Genomic DNA, 17966 nt, shown 5'->3' on the forward strand with positions numbered 1-17966 from the left:
GGGACAGGGGGGTCAGCGCCCAAGCGAGGTGAGGAGCGCACGCGCCTCGGCGTGCGTGTCCGGCAACTGCTCGACCCAGACCTTGGCGGGTCCGACCGGCCGGACCTGCGGGTCGTCGGCGAGCCGGTCGGCCGCCAGGACTCTGAGGTTCGACACTCTTCGCGCCAGCAGTTCGTCACGGCGAACGAGCACCGCGGCCACGCACGGCCCGAGGGTCGCCAGCGTCTCGCCACCGTCGAAGACAGTGCGCAACGCGTCGGACGCGAGCGTCATCGCGACCACACGAGACCATCCCGAGGCCCGGTGCACGTCGAGGCGCAGCATGACCAGCGCGTAGTCGAGCGAGGCGACGGGTGTCTCCCGGTACACCTCGCCGAGCCTCGTGCGCAGGTACGCGGCGGTCGCCAGCCCTGTCAGAGGGTCCTCGGCCGCGCACTCGCCGGCCTGCTTCGTCACCACGTCCGCCCATCCCAGCGCTGTCATGCGCAACATCCGCGCGGGGAGCGAGTCGACGTCCGGTGACACGACGTGCGACACGGTGGTCAGCACGGCGTGCAGCGCGGCCAGGTCCAGCAGCGTCTCGCTCAGGCCCGCTCCGGCCTCGGCACGAGCCCGGCCCAGCCGGACCAGCGCGTCGCCGGGGTCGGTGTTCTCCAGCATCGCCGCGCACACGTCGTCGACCTCGGCGAGCGGCCAGTCTGCGGGGAACGCCCAGCCTGCGGCCATGGTGGCGGTCCGCCACCTCGACTTCAGCAGGCGTTCCGCTTGTGCGACACCCACCCGGTCTCCCTTCAGCTCACCCGATTCCAGGTGGGAGACGCAGCCGTCGCTCGTTCGTGACGCAACCCGCGCGGGGGATTGAGATGACTCCATCAGGCGCCGTAAGTCACACTGAGCGCCGCGAGGGAGGGAAACGAAGACCGTGGCAATCGTTCCTGCAGACGTCCAGGGACCCAGCGACGCCGAACTGATCGACTCAGTGCGTGGCGGGACCATCGACGCCTACGGCCAGTTGTACGAACGCCACGTCTCGGCGGCCTACAACCTCGCCCGCCAGTTGGCCCGCTCCCAGGCGGAGGCCGACGACCTCGTCTCCGAGGCGTTCGCGAAGGTGCTGGACACGCTCCGTGCCGGGCGCGGACCCGACTCGGCGTTCCGCGCGTATCTGCTCACGGCGCTGCGGCACACCGCGTACGACAAGACCCGTCGCGACAAGAAGGTCGACCTCACCGAGGACATGACCGACGTCGCGCCGGCGGTGCAGTTCAGCGACACCGCGGTGGCCGGGCTCGAGAAGTCGATGGCCGCCCGCGCGTTCGCCGCCCTGCCCGAGCGCTGGCAGATGGTGCTCTGGCACACCGAGATCGAGGGCCAGTCGCCCGCCGAGGTCGCCCCGCTGCTCGGGCTGACGGCCAACGGCGTGTCCGCGCTCGCCTACCGCGCCCGTGAGGGCCTCAAGCAGCAGTACCTGCAGATGCACCTGACCGACACGGAGGCGGAACGCTGCCGGGCGACCGTCGACCGGCTCGGCGCCTGGACCCGCGCGGGCCTGTCCAAGCGCGAGGCGACGCAGGTCGAGGCGCACCTCGACGAGTGCGGCCGGTGCCGCGCGCTGGCCGCCGAACTCGCGGACGTCAACGGCGCGCTGCGGATCTTCGTCGCCCCGCTGGTGCTGGGCATCGGCGCCACGACGTACCTGATCGCCGCCGGGACCACGACGGCCGTCGTGGGTGCCGGAGCGGCCGCGGGTGGTGCGGGCGCCGTGGGTGCCGCGATCCCCCGTCAGCTCGTCACGGTCGGTGGATCCGCTGCCGCCGTGGCCGCCGCTGTGGCGATCGCGCTGGCCGCGGCCGGTGGCGAACAGCAGGCGCCCGTGGTCCAGGCCGTCGAGCCGCCGCCCTCGCAGACGCAGGTCCAGCCGCCGCGGCCGGTGCCGCCGGCACCCGTTCCGCCCGCTCCCACGCCCCAGCCTCCGCAGCCCACGACGGAGCCGCCGCCCCCGGTGACTCCGCCCGCGCCGCCGGCACCGGCTCCCGAGCCCCCGGCCCCCGAGCCGCCCGCTCCCACGCCGCCGTCGCTCACGCCGACGACGCCGAGCGGGTACACGCTGACGCCCGGCGAGGAGCCCAAGGACTTCCCGATCTCCATCCTGAACACCGGCGGCACCGCGGCACCGCCCGCGAGCATGGTGCTGAACCTGCCGCCCGGCGTCGTCTCGACCGGCGGGCCCGCGTCGTTCGGCGCCGCGCGCCTGCTGCAACCGGACGGCTCGGCCGACCAGACCGTGAACTGCCCCGCCGGCACCGGCACGATCACCTGCGTGACGCCGCAGGGCATCGCCCCCGGCGGACAGGCGACGTTCCACTTCCTGCTGCGCGCGACCGACGCCGCCGTGCCCGGCACCATCACCGGTGTCATCAGCGCGGGCGCGGCGATCTCCGTCAACATCAACGTCGCGGTCAACGTGCCACCGGTGAACGACGACCTCGAACTCTCCGTGAAGACGTGGCAGGACGAGATGTTCTGGAACCCGCGCGCAGACGTCGAGGTGCGCAACACGGGTCCGCGTGCGGGCACGTTGAAGCTGGACGTGTCGACGTCGGAGAACCTCGTGCTCTACACGCCGTACCGCGAGTGCACGTCGGCCGGCAGGACGCTCCGCTGCGTCACCGACCTCGACAAGGGCGGCCGGTACCGGATGTCCCTCTGGGCGTTCGGGCACCGCGGCGGGAACATCACCGTCACGGCCACGCTGGGCAACGTGACGAAGTCCGTGACCGTGCCGGTCAAGGCCTGGCCGGCCCCGCCGGGCGAGGAACCGCCGAACCCGCCGACGACCACGACGACGGCTCCCCCGACGACCACGACGACGACGCAGCCCACGAAACCGACCGAGCCGACGCGGCCGACCGAGCCCACGGTGACCAAGCCGACGGAACCCACGGTCCCCACGAAGCCGACCGAGCCGACGGTGACCTCGCCGTCGACGACCGTGCCGACGCTGCCGAACCCGTCCGAGACGCCGCCACCACCGTCGTCGACCACGCCACCGCCGACCTCGGAGCCGTGCGACCCGTGGCCGGGACTGCTGCCGCCGCTGATCCCCGACCTGCTCGGGTGGCCGTGTCCCGCGCCGCGAAGTTGATCAAAAGTTGATCTTTGGTCGTCACTGAACGTGCAGGTCACGTGCCTCAGGGTGGCGGAAAGTAACACCCGGAGGCCGTGGCCGTTACCTTGATCCGTAAGCTGGGCAGGTGCTGCCAGTCGTTCGCCGTGCCATGAGCCGGTTGCCGGAACCACTCCAGTTCCTGTTGCACAAGCACCGCGAGATCATCAGGTTCGCCCTGGTCGGCGGCACGACGTTCCTGATCGACAACGGCGTCTGGTACGCGCTCAAGCTCACCGTGCTGACCGACAAGGTCGTCACGGCGAAGGTCATCGGCGTGCTGGTGGCGATCATCGCCTCGTACGTGCTGTCCCGCGAGTGGTCGTTCCACACCCGCGGCGGCCGCGAACGCCACCACGAAGCCGCACTGTTCTTCCTGGTCAGCGGCCTGGGCGTGGGCATCAACATCCTGCCGCTGTGGTTGTCGCGGCACCTGTTCGGCCTCCAGGCACCGTTCGTCCCGGTGTTCACCGAGGAGATCGCGGACTTCGTCTCGGGCTCGATCGTCGGCATGCTGCTCGCCACCGGGTTCAAGTTCTGGGCGATGCGGCGCTGGGTGTTCCCGGACGCCGACGCGCGGCCGGACCGGCGCGTTCACCCGATCTCCGTAGACTCGTCGCGTGTCCCTAGGCGAAACAGTGGTCTCCAAGTTTCCGGAGCCGTTCCGGTCGATCGCGCTGAAGCATCGTGAACTAGTCAAGTTCGCCCTGGTCGGGGGCACCTGCTTCGTGATCGACACGGTCCTGTTCTTCGGGATCAAAATCGTGATCCTGCCGAACAACCCGGTCACCGCGAAGATCATCGCGACCCTGGTCGCCACGATCGTGTCGTACATCCTGAACAGGGAGTGGTCGTTCCGCACCCGCGGTGGCCGTGAACGTCACCACGAGGCACTGCTGTTCTTCCTGGTCAACGGAATCGGCATCGTCCTCAACTCGGCCCCGCTCTACATCGCGCGGTACGTGTTCCACCTGCAGGAACCGCACGTGTCGCGACTCACCGAGGAGATCTCGGACTTCCTGAGCGCGCAGATCATCGGCACGCTCATCGCGATGGCGTTCCGCTGGTACGGCTACAAGAAGTGGGTGTTCCCCGAGGAGAACGGCCGCAAGAAGCGGTCGATCGAGGACGAGAAGGAACTCGGCCACTCGTAGGTCAGCGCGGTGTGCCCGGCGTCTTCCAGGAGATGCCCACCACGTCCTGAGCCTTCGGCACCGGCAGGAACACGGCGAACGTCGCCGGCCGGGCCGTGGACAGCTCCAACCGGCCGCCGTCCGCGTCGACGAGTGCCCGTGCGAGCGCCAGCCCCACACCGGTCGAGCCGCCGCCGGAGACGCCGCGCTCGAAGATGTGCGCCGCCAGGTCGTCCGGCACGCCTGAGCCACCGTCGCTGACCTCGACCACGACCGTGCCCTCTTCACTGCGCGCGGTGACCACGACGGACCCCTCGCCGTGGCGCAGGGCGTTGTCCAGCAGCACCCCGATGGCCTCGCGCAGGCGAGCGGGGGTGGCGCGGGCCAGCAGGCCGTCCGGGACGCGCACGCGCAACGCCCTGCCCTGGCTCCTGACCTGCTCGCGCCACTCCTCGGCGATCAGGTTCAGCGCGGGACGCAGTTCCAGCGGTTCGGCGCCGACTGCTCGGGCCGCACGGGCGGCGGCGAGGAGTTCGTCCAGCACGGCGGCGAGGCGTTCGGCCTGCTCCAGGGCCGCGCGGGCCTCGGCTGCCGTGTCGGGTTCCGGGTGCTCCGCCAGGGCTTCCAGCCGCAGTTGAAGGGCCGTGAGACGGCTGCGGAGCTGGTGGGAGACGTCGCCGACCAGCTCGCGTTCGCGCTGGACCAGGCGGGCCAGTGCCGTGGCGGAGGTGTCGAGGGCTTCGGAGACGGCGTCGAGTTCCTCGATGTTGTAGCGCTGCTCGTCGGCGCGGAAGTCGCCCGCACCCAGCCGGGACGCGCGGGCGGCCACGTGCCCCAGCGGCCGGGCAAGCGTTTGCGCCGTCACCAGGGCCACGACGGTGCCGGTGCCCACCGAGAGCGCCAGCAGGAGCAGCACCAGTCCCGCCACCTGGGCCTGCTGCGTGTGCATCGGCCCGGAGGGGATCTCCAGGCGGACGGTGCCCTGCTGGGCGATCGTCAGCTCGACGGCCAGCGGGTCGTCGCCCGGCGAGGGTCCGGTGGCCTTGGTGACGCCTGCCGAGATGACCGTGAGGCGGCCGTCGGTCGGTATGGCGACCCGGACGGCGTCGATGTCGATGCTCTGCTGCTGGGCGAGCTGGTCGTCGAGCGTCGTCGCGATCTGCTGGGCTCGTTCGGTGAGGCTGCCGCGGGCGGTGTCCTCGACGAGCTGGAGCGCGGTGTAGCCGAGCGGAAGGCCGAGCACGAAACCCGTGACGGCGACGGCGAGCAGAATCGCCCGCAGGATCCGGCGGCGCATCAGTCGGCGTTGAAGCGGAAGCCGCGGCCGCGCACGGTCGCGATGCGCTTCTCTGCCGAGTTCGGGGTGCCGTCGCTGAGCTTCCTGCGCAGCCACGACATGTGCATGTCGAGCGTCTTGCTGCCCTTGAGGTCCGGGTCGTTCCAGACCTCGGACAGGATCTCGTCGCGGCTCACGACCTGCCCCGCCCGTTGAATCAGCACCTTGAGCAGCTCGAACTCCTTGTTCGCCAGCTGGATCTCGCCGCCGTCGACCGTGACGCGGCGGGCGGCCAGGTCGACGCGGACGCCGTTGACCTCCAGCGTCCCCGGCGCTCGACGGCGCAGCAGGGCCCGGATGCGGGCCATCAGCTCGGCCAGGCGGAACGGCTTGGCGACGTAGTCGTCCGCGCCCGCGTCGAGCCCGACGACGAAGTCGACCTCGTCGGCTCGGGCGGTGAGCATCAGCACGGGCACGCCCCTGCCGCTCTGGCGCAACCTGCGGCACACCTCCAACCCGTCCATGCCCGGCAGGCCGAGGTCCAGCACCAGGAGGTCGATACCCCCGGCGATGGCGGCTTCGAAGGCCTTTGGCCCGTCGCCCACGACCTGCACCGAATAGCCCTCCCGCGTCAACGCGCGGGAGAGAGGTTCCGCGATGGCCGGATCGTCCTCGGCCAGCAACACCACGCTCACGGGGCTCAGCGTATTCGTGGAACGATCGCCGCGTGTCACGCCACGATGCTGATCTCGAACTCGCCCTCCGCCTCGCCGACGCCGCCGACGCGATCACCGCGACCCGATTCCGCGCTCACGACCTCGCCGTGGAGCGCAAGCCGGACCGCACGCCCGTCACCGACGCCGACGTCGCGGTGGAGGACGCGGTCCGTGCCGTGCTGGCTTCCGAGCGTCCCGACGACGTCGTCATGGGCGAAGAACGCGGCGGAACGCTGGACGCGGCGCGCGTCTGGGTGCTCGACCCGATCGACGGCACCAAGAACTTCCTGCGCGGCGTGCCGATCTGGGCGACGCTGATCGCCCTGGTCGAGGACGGCGTCCCGGTCGTGGGCGTCGTGTCCGCGCCCGCCATGGGCCGCCGCTGGTGGGCCGCCGCGGGAGGAGGCGCGTTCGCGTCGGACGCTTCCGGTGAGCGCGCCATCTCCGTGTCGGGCGTGCGTTCTCTTGAGGACGCCTACGTGTCCACAACGGACATCAAGTCGTGGGTCGAGTACCACTCTCGCGACGCATGGCTGCGTTTGGTGGACGCGACCTGGGAGAGCCGCGCGTTCGGCGACTTCTACCAGCACTGCCTGGTCGCCGAGGGCGCGATCGACCTCGCGCCCGAGTGCGTGGCGAACCCGTGGGACATCGCCCCGTTCCAGGTGCTGGTGACCGAGGCGGGTGGCCGTTTCACCTCACTGGACGGTGAGGAGCGCTACGACGGCGGCAGTGTGCTGACGTCGAACGGCCACCTGCACGAGGCGGCGCTCAAGCTGTTGGAACGGTAAGACCTCCGCGCGCGACCTGGGCCCAGGCGAGACGGCCGAAGAGGTAGTGGCACGCCACGCTCTCGTCGTCGAACCGGGCCCAGTCGTAGCGGTTGCCCTGCTCCTGCCAGAACACCTCGTGCCCGGTCTCGTCAGTGAGCAGGCACCAGCGCTGGTCCGTCTCCTCGCCGATGCTGACGACGTCGTCCGGCACGCCGATCCTGGTCAGCCACTCGGGCAGCGACTCGACGTTCATGCGGGGATCTCCGTGAGGTAGCCGAGCGCGACGAGGTCCGCGACGGGGTAGGTGGTGCGGTACCGGCTCGCCCCGCCGGGCTGGCCGAACCAGGGCGCGCTGATCGTGCGGTGCACGGGCAGGTCCTTGGTGACGCGGTAGCGCCGGTAGCCCTCGTCCGCTGCCCGGGGCGGCAGCGAGCGCTGGGCGAACGGAGTGCCCGCCGCGCTCAGGACGCGGCCCTCCGGGGTGCCGAACCTGTCCAGTTCGGCGCCTTCCTTCAGGATCTCGGCCTGGCTGTCCTCGTAGCCGCCCTCGCGTTCGAGGGGCCAGCGCGGGGTGCCGTCCTCGTGCTGGAACAGGCTTTCCCAGTCGCGTTCGTGCATGCCCGCGAGCGGGTCGTGGCCCTCCAGGAGCTCCTGCACGATCGGGTGATCTTTGCCGAGGCCGCCGGACTGCGCGGACGGTCGCGGGTCGGAGGTGTCGACGCGCTGCGGGTGGTCGTCCGGGGCGAACCTCGGGATGACCTGCTCGTCGGCCTGCGGGGGCGGCGGGAGCTGGCGAGCCGGCTTCCTGGCCAGGCGCGGGGCTCGGCCCGCGCTCAGGAAGATCGCCATGAACCAGCTGCCGGCGGCCGCCGCGGTGTAGGTGTGGCCGATGATCTCGCCGGCGACACCGGTGGCCAGGGCCTGGTTCTCCCGGTTTTCGAGGCGGTCGCTCAGTGCGTGCGAGACCGGATGGCCGCCGGGGTCGACGGTCGCCAGCGGTCCCGAGGTGACGGTCTCGCGGGTGCCGGTTCCGGCGCCAGTCGCCCCGAGGTCGACGTCCGCGCCCGGAGCGGCCGGGGTGGCGATGGTGTCGCCGACCTTCTGCGGGCCGAAGCCCGTCTCAGGATCGAAGTCGACGGACTCCGAGTCGTGGAGCAGCGCGTCCTTGGCCGCCTGGTCCTTGGCCAGCGCGTCCTTGGTGACCGCGGAGGTCTGGCCCGCCGACTGGGTGCCGGACTGGCTCTGGCTCGGTCCCTGGTTGCCGGACTGGCCCGGTCCCTGGGTGCCGATCTGGTTCTGCGCCTGGCCGGGCTGGTTGCCGAACTGGCCGCTCATGGCCTGAGCCGGCGCACCGGTCTTGCCTGCGACGCCCTGCGGCGCACCCGCCTTGGCCTCACCGACCTTGGCCTCACCGGACTTGAGCTCGGCGGCCTTCGCGTCCATCGCCTTGGCGTCGGCGGACTTGGCGGCCTGCTGGGCGGCTTGGCCCTGCTGACCTGCCTGTCCCTGCTGCGCGGGGACCTGCGGGCCCGCAACGGCGCCGACCTGGGAGGCCGCCGCCGGAACACCACCGACGGCGCCGCCCACGGCACCGCCGACAGCACCCACGGCACCACCGATCGGGCCGCCCATCGGACCACCGGCCGGGGCCGCGCCCATCGCCGGGCCCGCGGGAGCGGCCGGAGCCGCAGCGGGTGCCGCGGCCTGCGGAGCGGAGGAGACCTGGCCGTGCACGTCGGAGCCGCGCACCAGCGTCGGGTCGAGCACGGCGGCCGAAGCCTGGGTCGTGCCCTCGGTGATCGGGCCGATGGTGCCGTGCACGCTCGGGATCACGTCCGCCACGACGTGTGCGACGGGCGCGGCGACCGGGCCGACCGCGTTACCCACGTCGGCCACGAGGCCGGGCACCGGCCCCTTGCCTTCGCCGCGGCCCGGACTTTCGCCACGGGGCCCTTCACCGTTTCCGTTGCCGTTGTCGAACACCGGACCAGCGGCGTCACGGCCACCGGGCACCGCGTCGAGCACCGGGTGCACCACAGCGGCGGCGGGCGCGGTGACGGGAGCGGCGGCGTCGAGGATCGGCGCGGCGGCGTCGGTGACAGCACCGACGACGGGCGCGAGCGGTGCCGTCACCGCGCCGACGACCGGCGCGACGGGAGCGGTCACCGCACCGACGACCGGAGCCACGCCTTCGGTCACCGGAGCGACGACGGCGGCGACGGGCTCGACGACGGGAGCGACGACGCCCGCCACCGGGGCCACCACGCCACCGACGATGTTCGTGACGGGCGACAGCAGGCCACCACCGCCACCGCCGGGCCCGTGGGCGCCGGGGGCGGTGTTGACGGGCTGCGAGCCCTGGTTCATGTCGATGCCGCTGTCCAGGCGGATCGCGGAGCTCAGCGTGTTCTGGAGGTTCGCGACGTTGGCCGCGGCGCCCTTGGTCAGCGTGTCGAGGCCGAGCAGCGCGTTGGGGTTGCCGGCGTTGGCGGAGGCCGTCGCGGCGTCGTTGTTCTTGGCGAGGATCACGAGCTCGCGGACGATCTCGACCTTCGCGGCGCCGACCTGCTTGGCGGCGTGGTCGAGACGGTCGGCGGCGGCGTGACACCCGCGGGCGGCGCGCTGGAAGTCGCCGTCCGGCGCCACGACCTTGGCCCAACGGCCACGCGCGGCGTCACCGGTCCCGCCGGTCATGCCGCCCAGGGCACGGTTGGCGGCACCGTCGGATGAGGTTCCGAGGCTCTTGATCTTGTCGCCCGCCTCGCGCCACGCGGTGGCGCTGGAACGCATGGCGTCCTCGTCGGCCTTGGGCCAGGAGACACCGGCCTTGGCGGCGATGGCGGTGAGTTCGGCGGGAAGCTCGATGCCCATGTCAGCCCTCCAGCCTTCTGATCGAGGACGCGTTGCTCTGCTCGACGTGCCGGTACGTCTCGGCCGTCGCGGCGAGCTTGTCGCCCACGTCCCCGAGCACGGTCGCGAGTCCGGACACCGCACCCGTCGCGTCCCCGGAGGGCTTCTCGTGCGAGGCGGCGAAACTGCGCCCGACCGCGTCGTCACCCCAGCAGGCACCGAACGCGGCCAGCGCCCTGTCGAGCGACCCCGCGATCTCGGTCGCCTGACCGGCGAAGCCCTTCAAGTCCCGCGCCCCGGCGTCCAAGCGCTCGAGGTCGGCCGAGTACCCGGTCATCGGACCCTCCTGTTGATGAGATCGGAGTCGAGCCAGCTCTCCCGTTGCTCGTTGTCCTCGTCGTCGTCGACACGGCGGCGAACGGGCTGCCGTCCCAGATCCACGGTCTCGTACTCGTCGGACGCGTACTCCGAAGGCTGCAGATCAGCGGTACCGGCGACCACAGCGGCAGGATCCGCCGCGGCGGGCAGCACCGCGCTCAGCGCCTGATAGGTGTCCTCGGCCGCACTGGCCGCGGCCGCGGCGACGGTCTTCACGATCAACTCGGCCAGCTGCTCGGGCCGATGCCTGCGATAGGCCAGTTCGGAGAGCACGAGCCCCACGAGCTTGCCCCCGGGACCCACGGTCGCCTCGACCATCCCGTCAGGACTGGAAGCCGTCGCGGACACGGCAGCGAGCTCGCGCTGAACCGAGGTCAGCTGCTCGCGGCTGCGCCGGTAGTCGGCCAGCAGCTCCTCGACCTGCGCACGGTGGTCGTCCACCGAGTCCCCCTCACACGCATAGCCCTGGGCTCGGGCTCTAGGACGCCGTCGCCCATAGATCGGTTCCCAGCGGATTCAGTTACTAGAATCAACGACGTGATCGCCTTCGAGGATCTGCCCGCAGGCCGCATCATCCCGCTTGGCGAGGTGATCGTCGACCGGGACGACATGCTGGACTTCGCGAAGAAGTTCGACCCCCAACCGTTCCACCTGGACGAGGACGCGGGCAAGAACTCGATTTTCGGCGGTTTGTCCGCTTCCGGCTGGTACACGGCCTCACTGTGGATGCGCAGCTGGGTCGACGCGGTCCTCGCCGACTCCACCTCACAGGGTTCACCGGGAGGCCGCGAACTCTCGTGGCTGGCCCCGGTCTACCCAGGCGACACGCTGACGTTCGCCGCCGAGGTCCTGAGCGCGCGACTGTCGAAGAAGCGCCCGGACCTCGGCCTGGTGGAGTTCGAGGGGACGGCGAGGCGCGGCGACGAGCTGGTCTACCGGTTCATCGCGACGGGAATGTTCACCGCGCGCGGCTGACCTACTTCGTCAGCGCTCGCACCACACGTGACGGGGACGGCCGGCCCAGCTGCTCCGCCATCCACGCCGAGGTCTTGACCAGCTCGTCCAGGTCGACGCCGGTCTCGATGCCCAGACCGTCGAGCATCCACACCAGGTCCTCGGTGGCGAGGTTGCCGGTCGCCGACTCCGCGTACGGACACCCACCCAGCCCACCGGCGGAAGAGTCCACAGTCGTCACACCGCAACGCAGCGCGGCGAGGGTGTTCGACAGGGCCTGCCCGTACGTGTCGTGGAAGTGCACGGCCAGCCGGGAAACGTCGCGGAAGCCCTCCAGCAACGACTCGACCTGCCCCGGGGTCGCGACGCCGATGGTGTCCCCCAGCGACAACTGCGAGCACCCCATCTCCAGCAAGCGCTCACCCACGGCCACGACCTGGGACCGCGCCACGGCCCCCTCCCACGGGTCGCCGAAGCACATCGACACGTACCCGCGCACGTCCAGACCCGCTGCCAGCGCACGGGACACCGTCGGCTCGAACATCTCGAACTGCGAGTCCAGCGTCCGGTTCAGGTTCCGGGAGGCGAACGTCTCCGTGGCCGAAGCGAAGATCGCGATGTGCGTGACCCCGGCCTCCAGGGCACGGTCCAGGCCACGCTCGTTCGGCACCAGCACGGGGTAGACGACACCCGGCCGTTGTTCCAGCCCGGCCAGCAACTCGGCGGCGTCGGCCAGTTGCGGCACCCACTTGGGGTGCACGAAGGACGTGGCCTCCAGAACGGACAGTCCCGCCGAGGCCAGCCTGTCCAGGAACTCCAGCTTCACGGCCACCGGCACGACGACCGACTCGTTCTGCAGCCCGTCCCTGGCGCCGACCTCCCAGATCGTCACCCGCGAAGGCAGCGAGCCGGAGCCGACGACGTCGGGCAGGCCGACCTCACGCGCGCCCATCGACCACTCCCGGGCGGAAGTCGTCTTCCGGGTTGTCGTTGACCTCGCGGTACAGCATGGTGTGCACCTTCTCCACGGACGGGATGTCGTCGAACTCGAGCGGCTCGTCCGAGGCCGACTCGATGATCAGCGTGCCGCAGCCGAGCACCCTGTCCACCAGACTGTGCTCGAAGCGGACGCTGTTCACACGAGCCAAAGGGATGTCGAGGCCTGTGCGCTTGAACACTCCCTCGCGGTACATCACGCGGTCCGACGTGATGATGAAGTGCGTCGTCCGCCAGCGCGCCACCGGCGCCAGCGTCAGCCACAGGATCAGCACGGCGCCGACGACGGCGAGCGCGATCCACGCGATGGCGGCCCACGACTGGTCGCCGACCAGCCCGGCCAGGTAGGTGCCGAGCGCGACCACCACCAGCAGCCAGAACACCGGGAAGATCAGCATCTTCCAGTGGGGGTGCTTGTGGATCACGACGTGCTCGCCGGAGCTCAGCAGGTCGTCGGGATAGGCCATGGGCCAACCCTAACTACGCCGGGCGCAAATGCACCACGTCACCAGCGGACACGCCGTGGTCCGCACCGTCGGCGCCGCGCACGACCAGCGTGCCGTCTGCCTCGATGCGCTGTGCCACCCCGAGAAGCTCGACACCGTCCGCGAGTTCGACCCGAACCTGCGAGCCCACGGTCGACGAGTGCTCCTCGTACTCCTCCAGCACGCCGGACTCGACCGCGTCGCCGCCGTTCTTGCGCCACACGCCTTCCAGGCCCGCCAGTTCGACCAGCAGCCGGAACGCGAGTTCGCCGCGATCCAGTTCGGCGGCGCCCAGGTCCTCCAGCGACGTCGGGGCGAGGCCGCCCGGCGCGGGCTGGACGTCGGAGGGCAGCTTCGCCACGTTGAGGCCGATGCCGACGACGACCGCGCCGTCGGCGGTGATCTCGGACAGGATCCCGGCGCCCTTGCCCGCGCCGGGGCCGAGCAGCAGGTCGTTCGGCCACTTCAGCGTCGCCTCGACACCAGCCGACTGGGCGACGCGCACCAGGGCCAGTCCGGCGATCAGGTTCAGCCACGGCAGTTTCGCGGCGGGCACGCCGGCGGGCCGGAACAGCACGCTCAAGTAGAGGCCGCCCGCGGGCGACGACCAGCTGCGGCCGCGACGGCCCTGCCCCGCGCTCTGCTCCAGCGCGATCAGCACGGTGCGGTCGGCGGCGGCGGAAGCGGCCAGATCGGCGTTCGTGGACGCGGTGGTCTCCACGACGTCGAGAGCGGCGTACGGGCCGTTGGGTGTGACAAGCCGGGAGCGCAGCTCTTCTGCGTCGAGTGCGGTGGTCATCGCGCCAGGTTATGGGAACGGAAGAGAGTACGTGCGATCAGAGATTGCCAACAGGTTGCCGTGACCTGGACAACTGCACGGGGCAGTTCAGCAATGGTCTCGTTAGGCTGCGAGCCCATGAGCAGTGCGACCGAGCCGATCGGGCACGTCCCCACCGGCGCTTCAGGCGCCCCGGACGTCCACACCACCGCGGGCAAGCTCGTTGACCTGTACCGACGCAACGACGAGGCGGTTCACGCCGGCTCGGAACGCGCGGTCGAGAAGCAGCACGCGAAGGGCAAGAAGACAGCCCGCGAGCGCATCGACCTCCTGCTCGACCCAGGGTCGTTCGTCGAACTGGACGAGCTGGCGCGGCACCGCTCCACGAACTTCGGCCAGGAGCGCAACCGCCCGTACGGCGACGGCGTCGTGACGGGCTACGGCACCGTCGACGGCCGTCCGGTGTGCGTGTTCTCCCAGGACGTCACGGTCTTCGGCGGCTCGCTCGGCGAGGTGTACGGCGAGAAGATCGTCAAGATCATGGATCTGGCGATCAAGACCGGCCGTCCGATCGTCGGCATCAACGAGGGCGGCGGCGCGCGCATCCAGGAGGGCGTCGTCTCGCTCGGCCTCTACGGCGAGATCTTCTCCCGCAACGTCAAGGCCTCCGGTGTGATCCCGCAGATCTCGCTGATCATGGGTTCGAACGCGGGCGGGCACGTCTACTCCCCCGCACTGACCGACTTCGTCGTGATGGTCGACCAGACCTCGCACATGTTCATCACCGGCCCGGACGTCATCAAGACCGTCACCGGTGAAGACGTGACGATGGAGGAGCTTGGTGGCGGTCGCACGCACAACACCAAGTCCGGCAACGCGCACTACCTCGGCAACGACGAGGAAGACGCGATCGCGTACGTCAAGGAGCTCCTGAGCTACCTGCCGTCGAACAACCTCTCGGACACGCCCGCGTTCGAGGGCACGCTGGCCGAGGGGTCGATCTCCGACTCGATCACGGACGACGACCGCGAGCTCGACACGCTCATCCCGGACTCGGCGAACCAGCCGTACGACATGCACGAGGTCATCAACCGCGTGCTCGACGACGGCGACTTCCTCGAGGTGCAGCCGCTGTTCGCGCCGAACATCCTCGTCGGCTTCGGCCGCGTGGACGGGCATTCGGTCGGCGTCGTCGCGAACCAGCCCACCCAGTTCGCCGGCTGTCTCGACATCGACGCCTCCGAGAAGGCCGCACGGTTCGTGCGCACCTGCGACGCGTTCAACATCCCGGTGCTGACGTTCGTCGACGTGCCCGGCTTCCTGCCCGGCACCGACCAGGAGTGGAACGGCATCATCCGGCGCGGCGCCAAGCTGATCTACGCCTACGCCGAGGCCACGGTTCCCTTGGTCACCGTGATCACGCGCAAGGCGTACGGCGGCGCGTACGACGTCATGGGCTCCAAGCACCTCGGCGCCGACATCAACCTCGCGTGGCCGACCGCGCAGATCGCCGTCATGGGCGCATCGGGTGCGGCGAACATCGTGCACCGCAAGACTCTCGCCGCGGCGGCTGCCGACGGCGAGGACGTCGACGCACTGCGCGCGAAGCTCCAGCAGGAGTACGAGGACGCGCTGTGCAACCCGTACGTCGCCGCTGAGCGCGGCTACGTCGACTCGGTGATCCCGCCGTCGTACACCCGCGGTTACGTGGCGCGGGCGTTGTCGATGCTGCGGGACAAGCGGGAGACGCTGCCGCCCAAGAAGCACGGGAACATCCCGCTGTGACCGCGCCAGAGGAGAAGCCGCTGCTCAAGGTCGTCAAGGGCACGCCAGACGACTACCAGCTGGCCGCGCTGACCGCTGTCATCGCCGGGCTGGCTGCGGCCGCGCCCGTCGAGGAGAAGCCGAAGCAACGCTCCGAGTGGGCGAACCCGGCACGCCGGGTTCGCCGGCCGTTGCAGCACGGACCGGGCGCCTGGCGCGCCTCCGGCTTTGCCGGCTAGCAGTCGACTCGTCGGCTGGTGACGTTCAGGCCGACGGCGACCTCGCGACAGCGGGTCTCGCCGTCGACCTGCATCTTCAGCGTCCAGAACGCGCTGCCGTACGCGGAGGTCTGACGCAGCACCTGCACGCCGGAGTGGTTGAGCGGCGAGCCGGCACGCACCACGGGCACGATCTGCGTGAGCAGCGCGTGCTCCGCGCGATCGGCGGTGTCGGCGAACGGCCAGATGGGCACTCCATAGCCGATCGGGTCACTCGCGAGCACGCTTCCAACGCCCCACGATCCAATGAGGCCGCCGAGCACGACGAGCAGTGCCGCGATCCGTCTGCGCTTGCCTTCGCGATCGGAGCCGCGTTCGGTGAGGACAAGCACCCAGCGCTTCACTCTGCCGAGAGTGCCGACCGAGGATGTGATCGCGCATCAGTAGTACTACTCGAACGGACCGCGACAACTGGCGGACCGTGTACGCGCTCTGCGTCGGGTTCTTCATGACGCTGCTGGACACGACCATCGTCAACGTCGCGCTGCAGTCGATGATCACCGATCTGAACGCCTCCCTCAACGACGTCATCTGGGTCGTCAGCGCCTACCTGCTGGCGTTCGCGGTGCCGTTGCTGCTGACCGGACGGCTGGGCGACCGGTACGGGCCCAAGCGGCTCTACGGCATCGGGCTCACGTTGTTCCTCCTGGCCTCGCTGGCCTGCGGTCTCGCCACCAGTGCCGACGCGCTGATCGCGGCGCGCGTCTTCCAGGGGCTGGGCGCGGCCGCCATGACCCCGCAGACGATGGCGTTCATCACGCACCTGTTCCCACCGGCCAGGCGGGGCGCGGCGCTGGGCATGTGGGGGTCGGTGGCCGGGCTCGCGACGGTCTCCGGGCCGTTGCTCGGCGGTGTGCTGGTCACGCACCTGGGCTGGGAGTGGATCTTCTTCGTGAACCTCCCGATCGGGGTGGTCGCGCTGGCGCTGCTGTTCGCGTGGGTGCCCGACCTGCGGCCGAACCGCGCGCCCAGGTTCGACGTGCTCGGGGTCGTGCTCTGCTGCCTCGGACTCGGGCTGCTGGTGTTCGGGATCCAGAACGGCGAGCACTACCAGTGGGGCAGGGTCGCTGGACCGCTGACGATCGCCGAGATCATCGCGGCCGGGGTGCTGTTCCTCGCGCTGTTCGTGTTCTGGCAGGCGTCCGCGCGCAACCCGGAGCCGCTGATGCCGCTGCGGATCTTCCGCAACCGCAACTTCTCGCTCGGCAACGTCGCGAACGTCGTCATCGGCATCACGGTGACCGGGGTGTTCGTGCCGCTGGCGCTGTTCCTGCAGACCGTGCCGAAGCTGTCTCCGCTGATGACGGGCCTGGTCACGGCACCGGCGTCGCTGATGTCCGGTGTGGTGGCGATCGTCGCGGGACGGTTGTCGAACCGGGCCGACGCCAAGTACCTGCCGATCACCGGGTTCGCGCTGATGGCCGCGGGCATCCTGGCGATGACGTTCCTGCTCGGCGACGGCTCGCAGTGGGTGCTGCTGCCGTCGATGGTCGCGCTGGGCATCGGCATGGGACTCGTGTTCTCACCGCTGACGAACATCTCCACGCGCACGCTCGACAGATCGCTGCTGGGCGCCGGGTCCGGCATCTACAACACGTCGCGGCAGTTCGGGAACGTGCTGGGCAGCGCGGTGACGGCGGCCGTGCTGCAGATCGTGCTGGCGGCCACGGGTGACTTCACCACGGCCGTGCGGGCGTCGTTCTACCTGCTGCTGGCGGTGCTGGTGGTGGGGATCGCGGCCGCGTTCGCCTTTCGGCAGGTCGCCGCCCCGAGCGTGACAGACTCGGCGCGTGCGTCTGATCCTGGCCTCCCAGTCACCCGCCCGTCTTAGCGTCCTGCGGTCCGCGGGCATCGAACCCGTCGTCCGCGTCTCCGGTGTCGACGAGGACGCGCTGATCGAATCGCTCGAGAACCCGACACCGGCGGAGACGGTCGTCGTGCTGTCGGCGGCCAAGGCCGAGGCGATCGAGCACGACGACGAGTGCGTGGTCGTCGGCTGCGACTCGATGCTGCTGTTCGAGGGCGAGCTCGTGGGCAAGCCCGGCACTCCCGAGGTCGCGCTGGAGCGGTGGCGGCGGGTGGCGGGCAAGAGCGGCGAGCTGATCACCGGGCACACCGTGCTGCGGGTCTCCGCGGGAGAGATCGTCGGACGCGCCTCGGCCGCCGAGTCGACGACCGTGCGGTTCGGCACGCCGTCGGAGGAAGAGCTGGAGGCGTACATCGCGACGGGCGAGCCGTTGCACGTCGCGGGCGGCTTCACGATCGACGGGCGCGGCGGCTGGTTCATCGACGGCATCGACGGCGACCACACGTCCGTCATCGGCATCAGCCTGCCGCTCACCCGAAGGCTGCTCAGCCAGGTGGGTGTTTCCGTGTCCGCACTCTGGTAGACGCTGGTCACAGTTCACCCGATCGAGGA

20 protein-coding genes are annotated in these 17966 nt (G+C 70.6%); 9 read left to right on the plus strand and 11 right to left on the minus strand.

From position 1 onward, the window contains the following. Nucleotides 1-12 precede the first annotated feature (12 nt). On the minus strand, nucleotides 13-780 hold the full coding sequence (locus tag ACIRG5_RS36050; protein ID WP_402913413.1) for a GGDEF domain-containing protein: 768 nt from the start codon (nucleotides 778-780) through the stop codon (nucleotides 13-15). 142 nt (nucleotides 781-922) lie between these two features. Between ACIRG5_RS36050 and ACIRG5_RS36055 the strand changes: the two genes are divergently transcribed. From ACIRG5_RS36055 to ACIRG5_RS36065, 3 genes are all read left to right on the plus strand, one after another. Next, a complete protein-coding gene (locus ACIRG5_RS36055; protein ID WP_402913415.1) occupies nucleotides 923-3145 on the plus strand; it encodes a sigma-70 family RNA polymerase sigma factor in 2223 nt (740 codons plus the stop codon). Nucleotides 3146-3257: 112 nt separating this feature from the next. After that, entirely contained in the window at nucleotides 3258-3857 is a 600-nt protein-coding gene (locus ACIRG5_RS36060) for a GtrA family protein (protein WP_402913965.1), read from the plus strand. Further along, entirely contained in the window at nucleotides 3787-4320 is a 534-nt protein-coding gene (locus ACIRG5_RS36065; RefSeq protein WP_402913417.1) for a GtrA family protein, read from the plus strand. The genes ACIRG5_RS36060 and ACIRG5_RS36065 overlap by 71 nt, the downstream gene beginning before the upstream one ends. Before the next feature lies 1 nt (nucleotide 4321). Here ACIRG5_RS36065 and ACIRG5_RS36070 read toward each other — a convergent pair whose 3' ends face one another. Continuing rightward, a complete protein-coding gene (locus ACIRG5_RS36070) occupies nucleotides 4322-5596 on the minus strand; it encodes an ATP-binding protein (RefSeq protein WP_402913420.1) in 1275 nt (424 codons plus the stop codon). Continuing rightward, on the minus strand, nucleotides 5596-6270 hold the full coding sequence (locus ACIRG5_RS36075) for a response regulator transcription factor (protein ID WP_330272542.1): 675 nt from the start codon (nucleotides 6268-6270) through the stop codon (nucleotides 5596-5598). Before ACIRG5_RS36075 ends, ACIRG5_RS36070 begins: the two co-directional genes overlap by 1 nt. 32 nt (nucleotides 6271-6302) lie before the next feature. Between ACIRG5_RS36075 and hisN the strand changes: the two genes are divergently transcribed. Continuing rightward, nucleotides 6303-7082 (plus strand): histidinol-phosphatase, encoded by a 780-nt coding sequence (gene hisN, locus ACIRG5_RS36080; RefSeq protein ID WP_402913422.1) that lies wholly within the window; start codon nucleotides 6303-6305, stop codon nucleotides 7080-7082. Here hisN and ACIRG5_RS36085 read toward each other — a convergent pair. The 4 genes from ACIRG5_RS36085 to ACIRG5_RS36100 are packed head-to-tail and all read right to left on the minus strand — an operon-like array spanning nucleotide 7063 to nucleotide 10733. Beyond that, the gene (locus ACIRG5_RS36085; RefSeq protein WP_402913425.1) at nucleotides 7063-7317 is read right to left on the minus strand and encodes a hypothetical protein; all 255 of its coding nucleotides are present in this window, start codon (nucleotides 7315-7317) and stop codon (nucleotides 7063-7065) included. The genes hisN and ACIRG5_RS36085 overlap by 20 nt on opposite strands. Continuing rightward, a complete protein-coding gene (locus tag ACIRG5_RS36090) occupies nucleotides 7314-9935 on the minus strand; it encodes a TNT domain-containing protein (RefSeq protein ID WP_402913428.1) in 2622 nt (873 codons plus the stop codon). Before ACIRG5_RS36090 ends, ACIRG5_RS36085 begins: the two co-directional genes overlap by 4 nt. Before the next feature lies 1 nt (nucleotide 9936). Beyond that, nucleotides 9937-10251 carry a WXG100 family type VII secretion target gene (locus ACIRG5_RS36095; protein WP_319975134.1) on the minus strand — a complete coding sequence of 105 codons (315 nt, stop codon included), beginning with the start codon at nucleotides 10249-10251 and terminating at the stop codon, nucleotides 9937-9939. Beyond that, the gene (locus ACIRG5_RS36100) at nucleotides 10248-10733 is read right to left on the minus strand and encodes a YbaB/EbfC family nucleoid-associated protein (protein ID WP_402913431.1); all 486 of its coding nucleotides are present in this window, start codon (nucleotides 10731-10733) and stop codon (nucleotides 10248-10250) included. The genes ACIRG5_RS36095 and ACIRG5_RS36100 overlap by 4 nt, the downstream gene beginning before the upstream one ends. Before the next feature lie 96 nt (nucleotides 10734-10829). On the opposite strand from ACIRG5_RS36100, the gene ACIRG5_RS36105 reads away from it, so the two are divergent. After that, a complete protein-coding gene (locus ACIRG5_RS36105; RefSeq protein ID WP_402913433.1) occupies nucleotides 10830-11267 on the plus strand; it encodes a MaoC family dehydratase in 438 nt (145 codons plus the stop codon). Nucleotide 11268: 1 nt separating this feature from the next. Here ACIRG5_RS36105 and ACIRG5_RS36110 read toward each other — a convergent pair whose 3' ends face one another. From ACIRG5_RS36110 to ACIRG5_RS36120, 3 genes are read right to left on the minus strand one after another with little or no spacing between them, the layout of a single operon-like run. Beyond that, complete coding sequence (locus tag ACIRG5_RS36110; RefSeq protein ID WP_402913435.1) at nucleotides 11269-12198, minus strand: hydroxymethylglutaryl-CoA lyase; 930 nt, start codon at nucleotides 12196-12198, stop codon at nucleotides 11269-11271. Further along, complete coding sequence (locus ACIRG5_RS36115; protein ID WP_402913437.1) at nucleotides 12185-12709, minus strand: PH domain-containing protein; 525 nt, start codon at nucleotides 12707-12709, stop codon at nucleotides 12185-12187. Before ACIRG5_RS36115 ends, ACIRG5_RS36110 begins: the two co-directional genes overlap by 14 nt. A gap of 13 nt (nucleotides 12710-12722) precedes the next feature. After that, entirely contained in the window at nucleotides 12723-13526 is an 804-nt protein-coding gene (locus tag ACIRG5_RS36120) for a biotin--[acetyl-CoA-carboxylase] ligase (protein WP_402913439.1), read from the minus strand. Between the two features lie 117 nt (nucleotides 13527-13643). On the opposite strand from ACIRG5_RS36120, the gene ACIRG5_RS36125 reads away from it, so the two are divergent. Together ACIRG5_RS36125 and ACIRG5_RS36130 are read left to right on the plus strand one after the other, a co-directional pair. Then, the gene (locus ACIRG5_RS36125; protein ID WP_402913441.1) at nucleotides 13644-15290 is read left to right on the plus strand and encodes an acyl-CoA carboxylase subunit beta; all 1647 of its coding nucleotides are present in this window, start codon (nucleotides 13644-13646) and stop codon (nucleotides 15288-15290) included. Next, on the plus strand, nucleotides 15287-15508 hold the full coding sequence (locus ACIRG5_RS36130; RefSeq protein ID WP_402913444.1) for an acyl-CoA carboxylase subunit epsilon: 222 nt from the start codon (nucleotides 15287-15289) through the stop codon (nucleotides 15506-15508). The genes ACIRG5_RS36125 and ACIRG5_RS36130 overlap by 4 nt, the downstream gene beginning before the upstream one ends. Here ACIRG5_RS36130 and ACIRG5_RS36135 read toward each other — a convergent pair. Beyond that, nucleotides 15505-15891 carry a hypothetical protein gene (locus tag ACIRG5_RS36135; RefSeq protein ID WP_402913446.1) on the minus strand — a complete coding sequence of 129 codons (387 nt, stop codon included), beginning with the start codon at nucleotides 15889-15891 and terminating at the stop codon, nucleotides 15505-15507. The two genes, ACIRG5_RS36130 and ACIRG5_RS36135, sit on opposite strands and share 4 nt — an antisense overlap. A 77-nt stretch (nucleotides 15892-15968) precedes the next feature. On the opposite strand from ACIRG5_RS36135, the gene ACIRG5_RS36140 reads away from it, so the two are divergent. Both ACIRG5_RS36140 and ACIRG5_RS36145 read left to right on the plus strand, forming a co-directional pair. Continuing rightward, nucleotides 15969-17378, plus strand: coding sequence for an MFS transporter (locus ACIRG5_RS36140; protein WP_402913449.1), 1410 nt, complete (start codon nucleotides 15969-15971; stop codon nucleotides 17376-17378). Continuing rightward, nucleotides 17338-17937 carry a Maf family protein gene (locus ACIRG5_RS36145; RefSeq protein ID WP_402913451.1) on the plus strand — a complete coding sequence of 200 codons (600 nt, stop codon included), beginning with the start codon at nucleotides 17338-17340 and terminating at the stop codon, nucleotides 17935-17937. Before ACIRG5_RS36140 ends, ACIRG5_RS36145 begins: the two co-directional genes overlap by 41 nt. Nucleotides 17938-17966 lie beyond the last annotated feature (29 nt).

This window comes from Lentzea sp. NPDC102401 (assembly GCF_044765805.1).
GTDB classification, from domain to species: Bacteria; Actinomycetota; Actinomycetes; order Mycobacteriales; family Pseudonocardiaceae; genus Lentzea; species Lentzea sokolovensis.

Excerpts from the sequence above, each read along its gene's own strand:
- ACIRG5_RS36070 (WP_402913420.1), bottom strand. The coding sequence starts at position 5,596 with ATGCGCCGCCGGATCCTGCGGGCGATTCTGCTCGCCGTCGCCGTCACG.
- ACIRG5_RS36085 (WP_402913425.1), bottom strand. The coding sequence starts at position 7,317 with ATGAACGTCGAGTCGCTGCCCGAGTGGCTGACCAGGATCGGCGTGCCG.
- ACIRG5_RS36090 (WP_402913428.1), bottom strand. The coding sequence starts at position 9,935 with ATGGGCATCGAGCTTCCCGCCGAACTCACCGCCATCGCCGCCAAGGCC.
- ACIRG5_RS36095 (WP_319975134.1), bottom strand. The coding sequence starts at position 10,251 with ATGACCGGGTACTCGGCCGACCTCGAGCGCTTGGACGCCGGGGCGCGG.
- ACIRG5_RS36110 (WP_402913435.1), bottom strand. The coding sequence starts at position 12,198 with ATGGGCGCGCGTGAGGTCGGCCTGCCCGACGTCGTCGGCTCCGGCTCG.
- ACIRG5_RS36115 (WP_402913437.1), bottom strand. The coding sequence starts at position 12,709 with ATGGCCTATCCCGACGACCTGCTGAGCTCCGGCGAGCACGTCGTGATC.
- ACIRG5_RS36120 (WP_402913439.1), bottom strand. The coding sequence starts at position 13,526 with ATGACCACCGCACTCGACGCAGAAGAGCTGCGCTCCCGGCTTGTCACA.
- ACIRG5_RS36125 (WP_402913441.1), top strand. The coding sequence starts at position 13,644 with ATGAGCAGTGCGACCGAGCCGATCGGGCACGTCCCCACCGGCGCTTCA.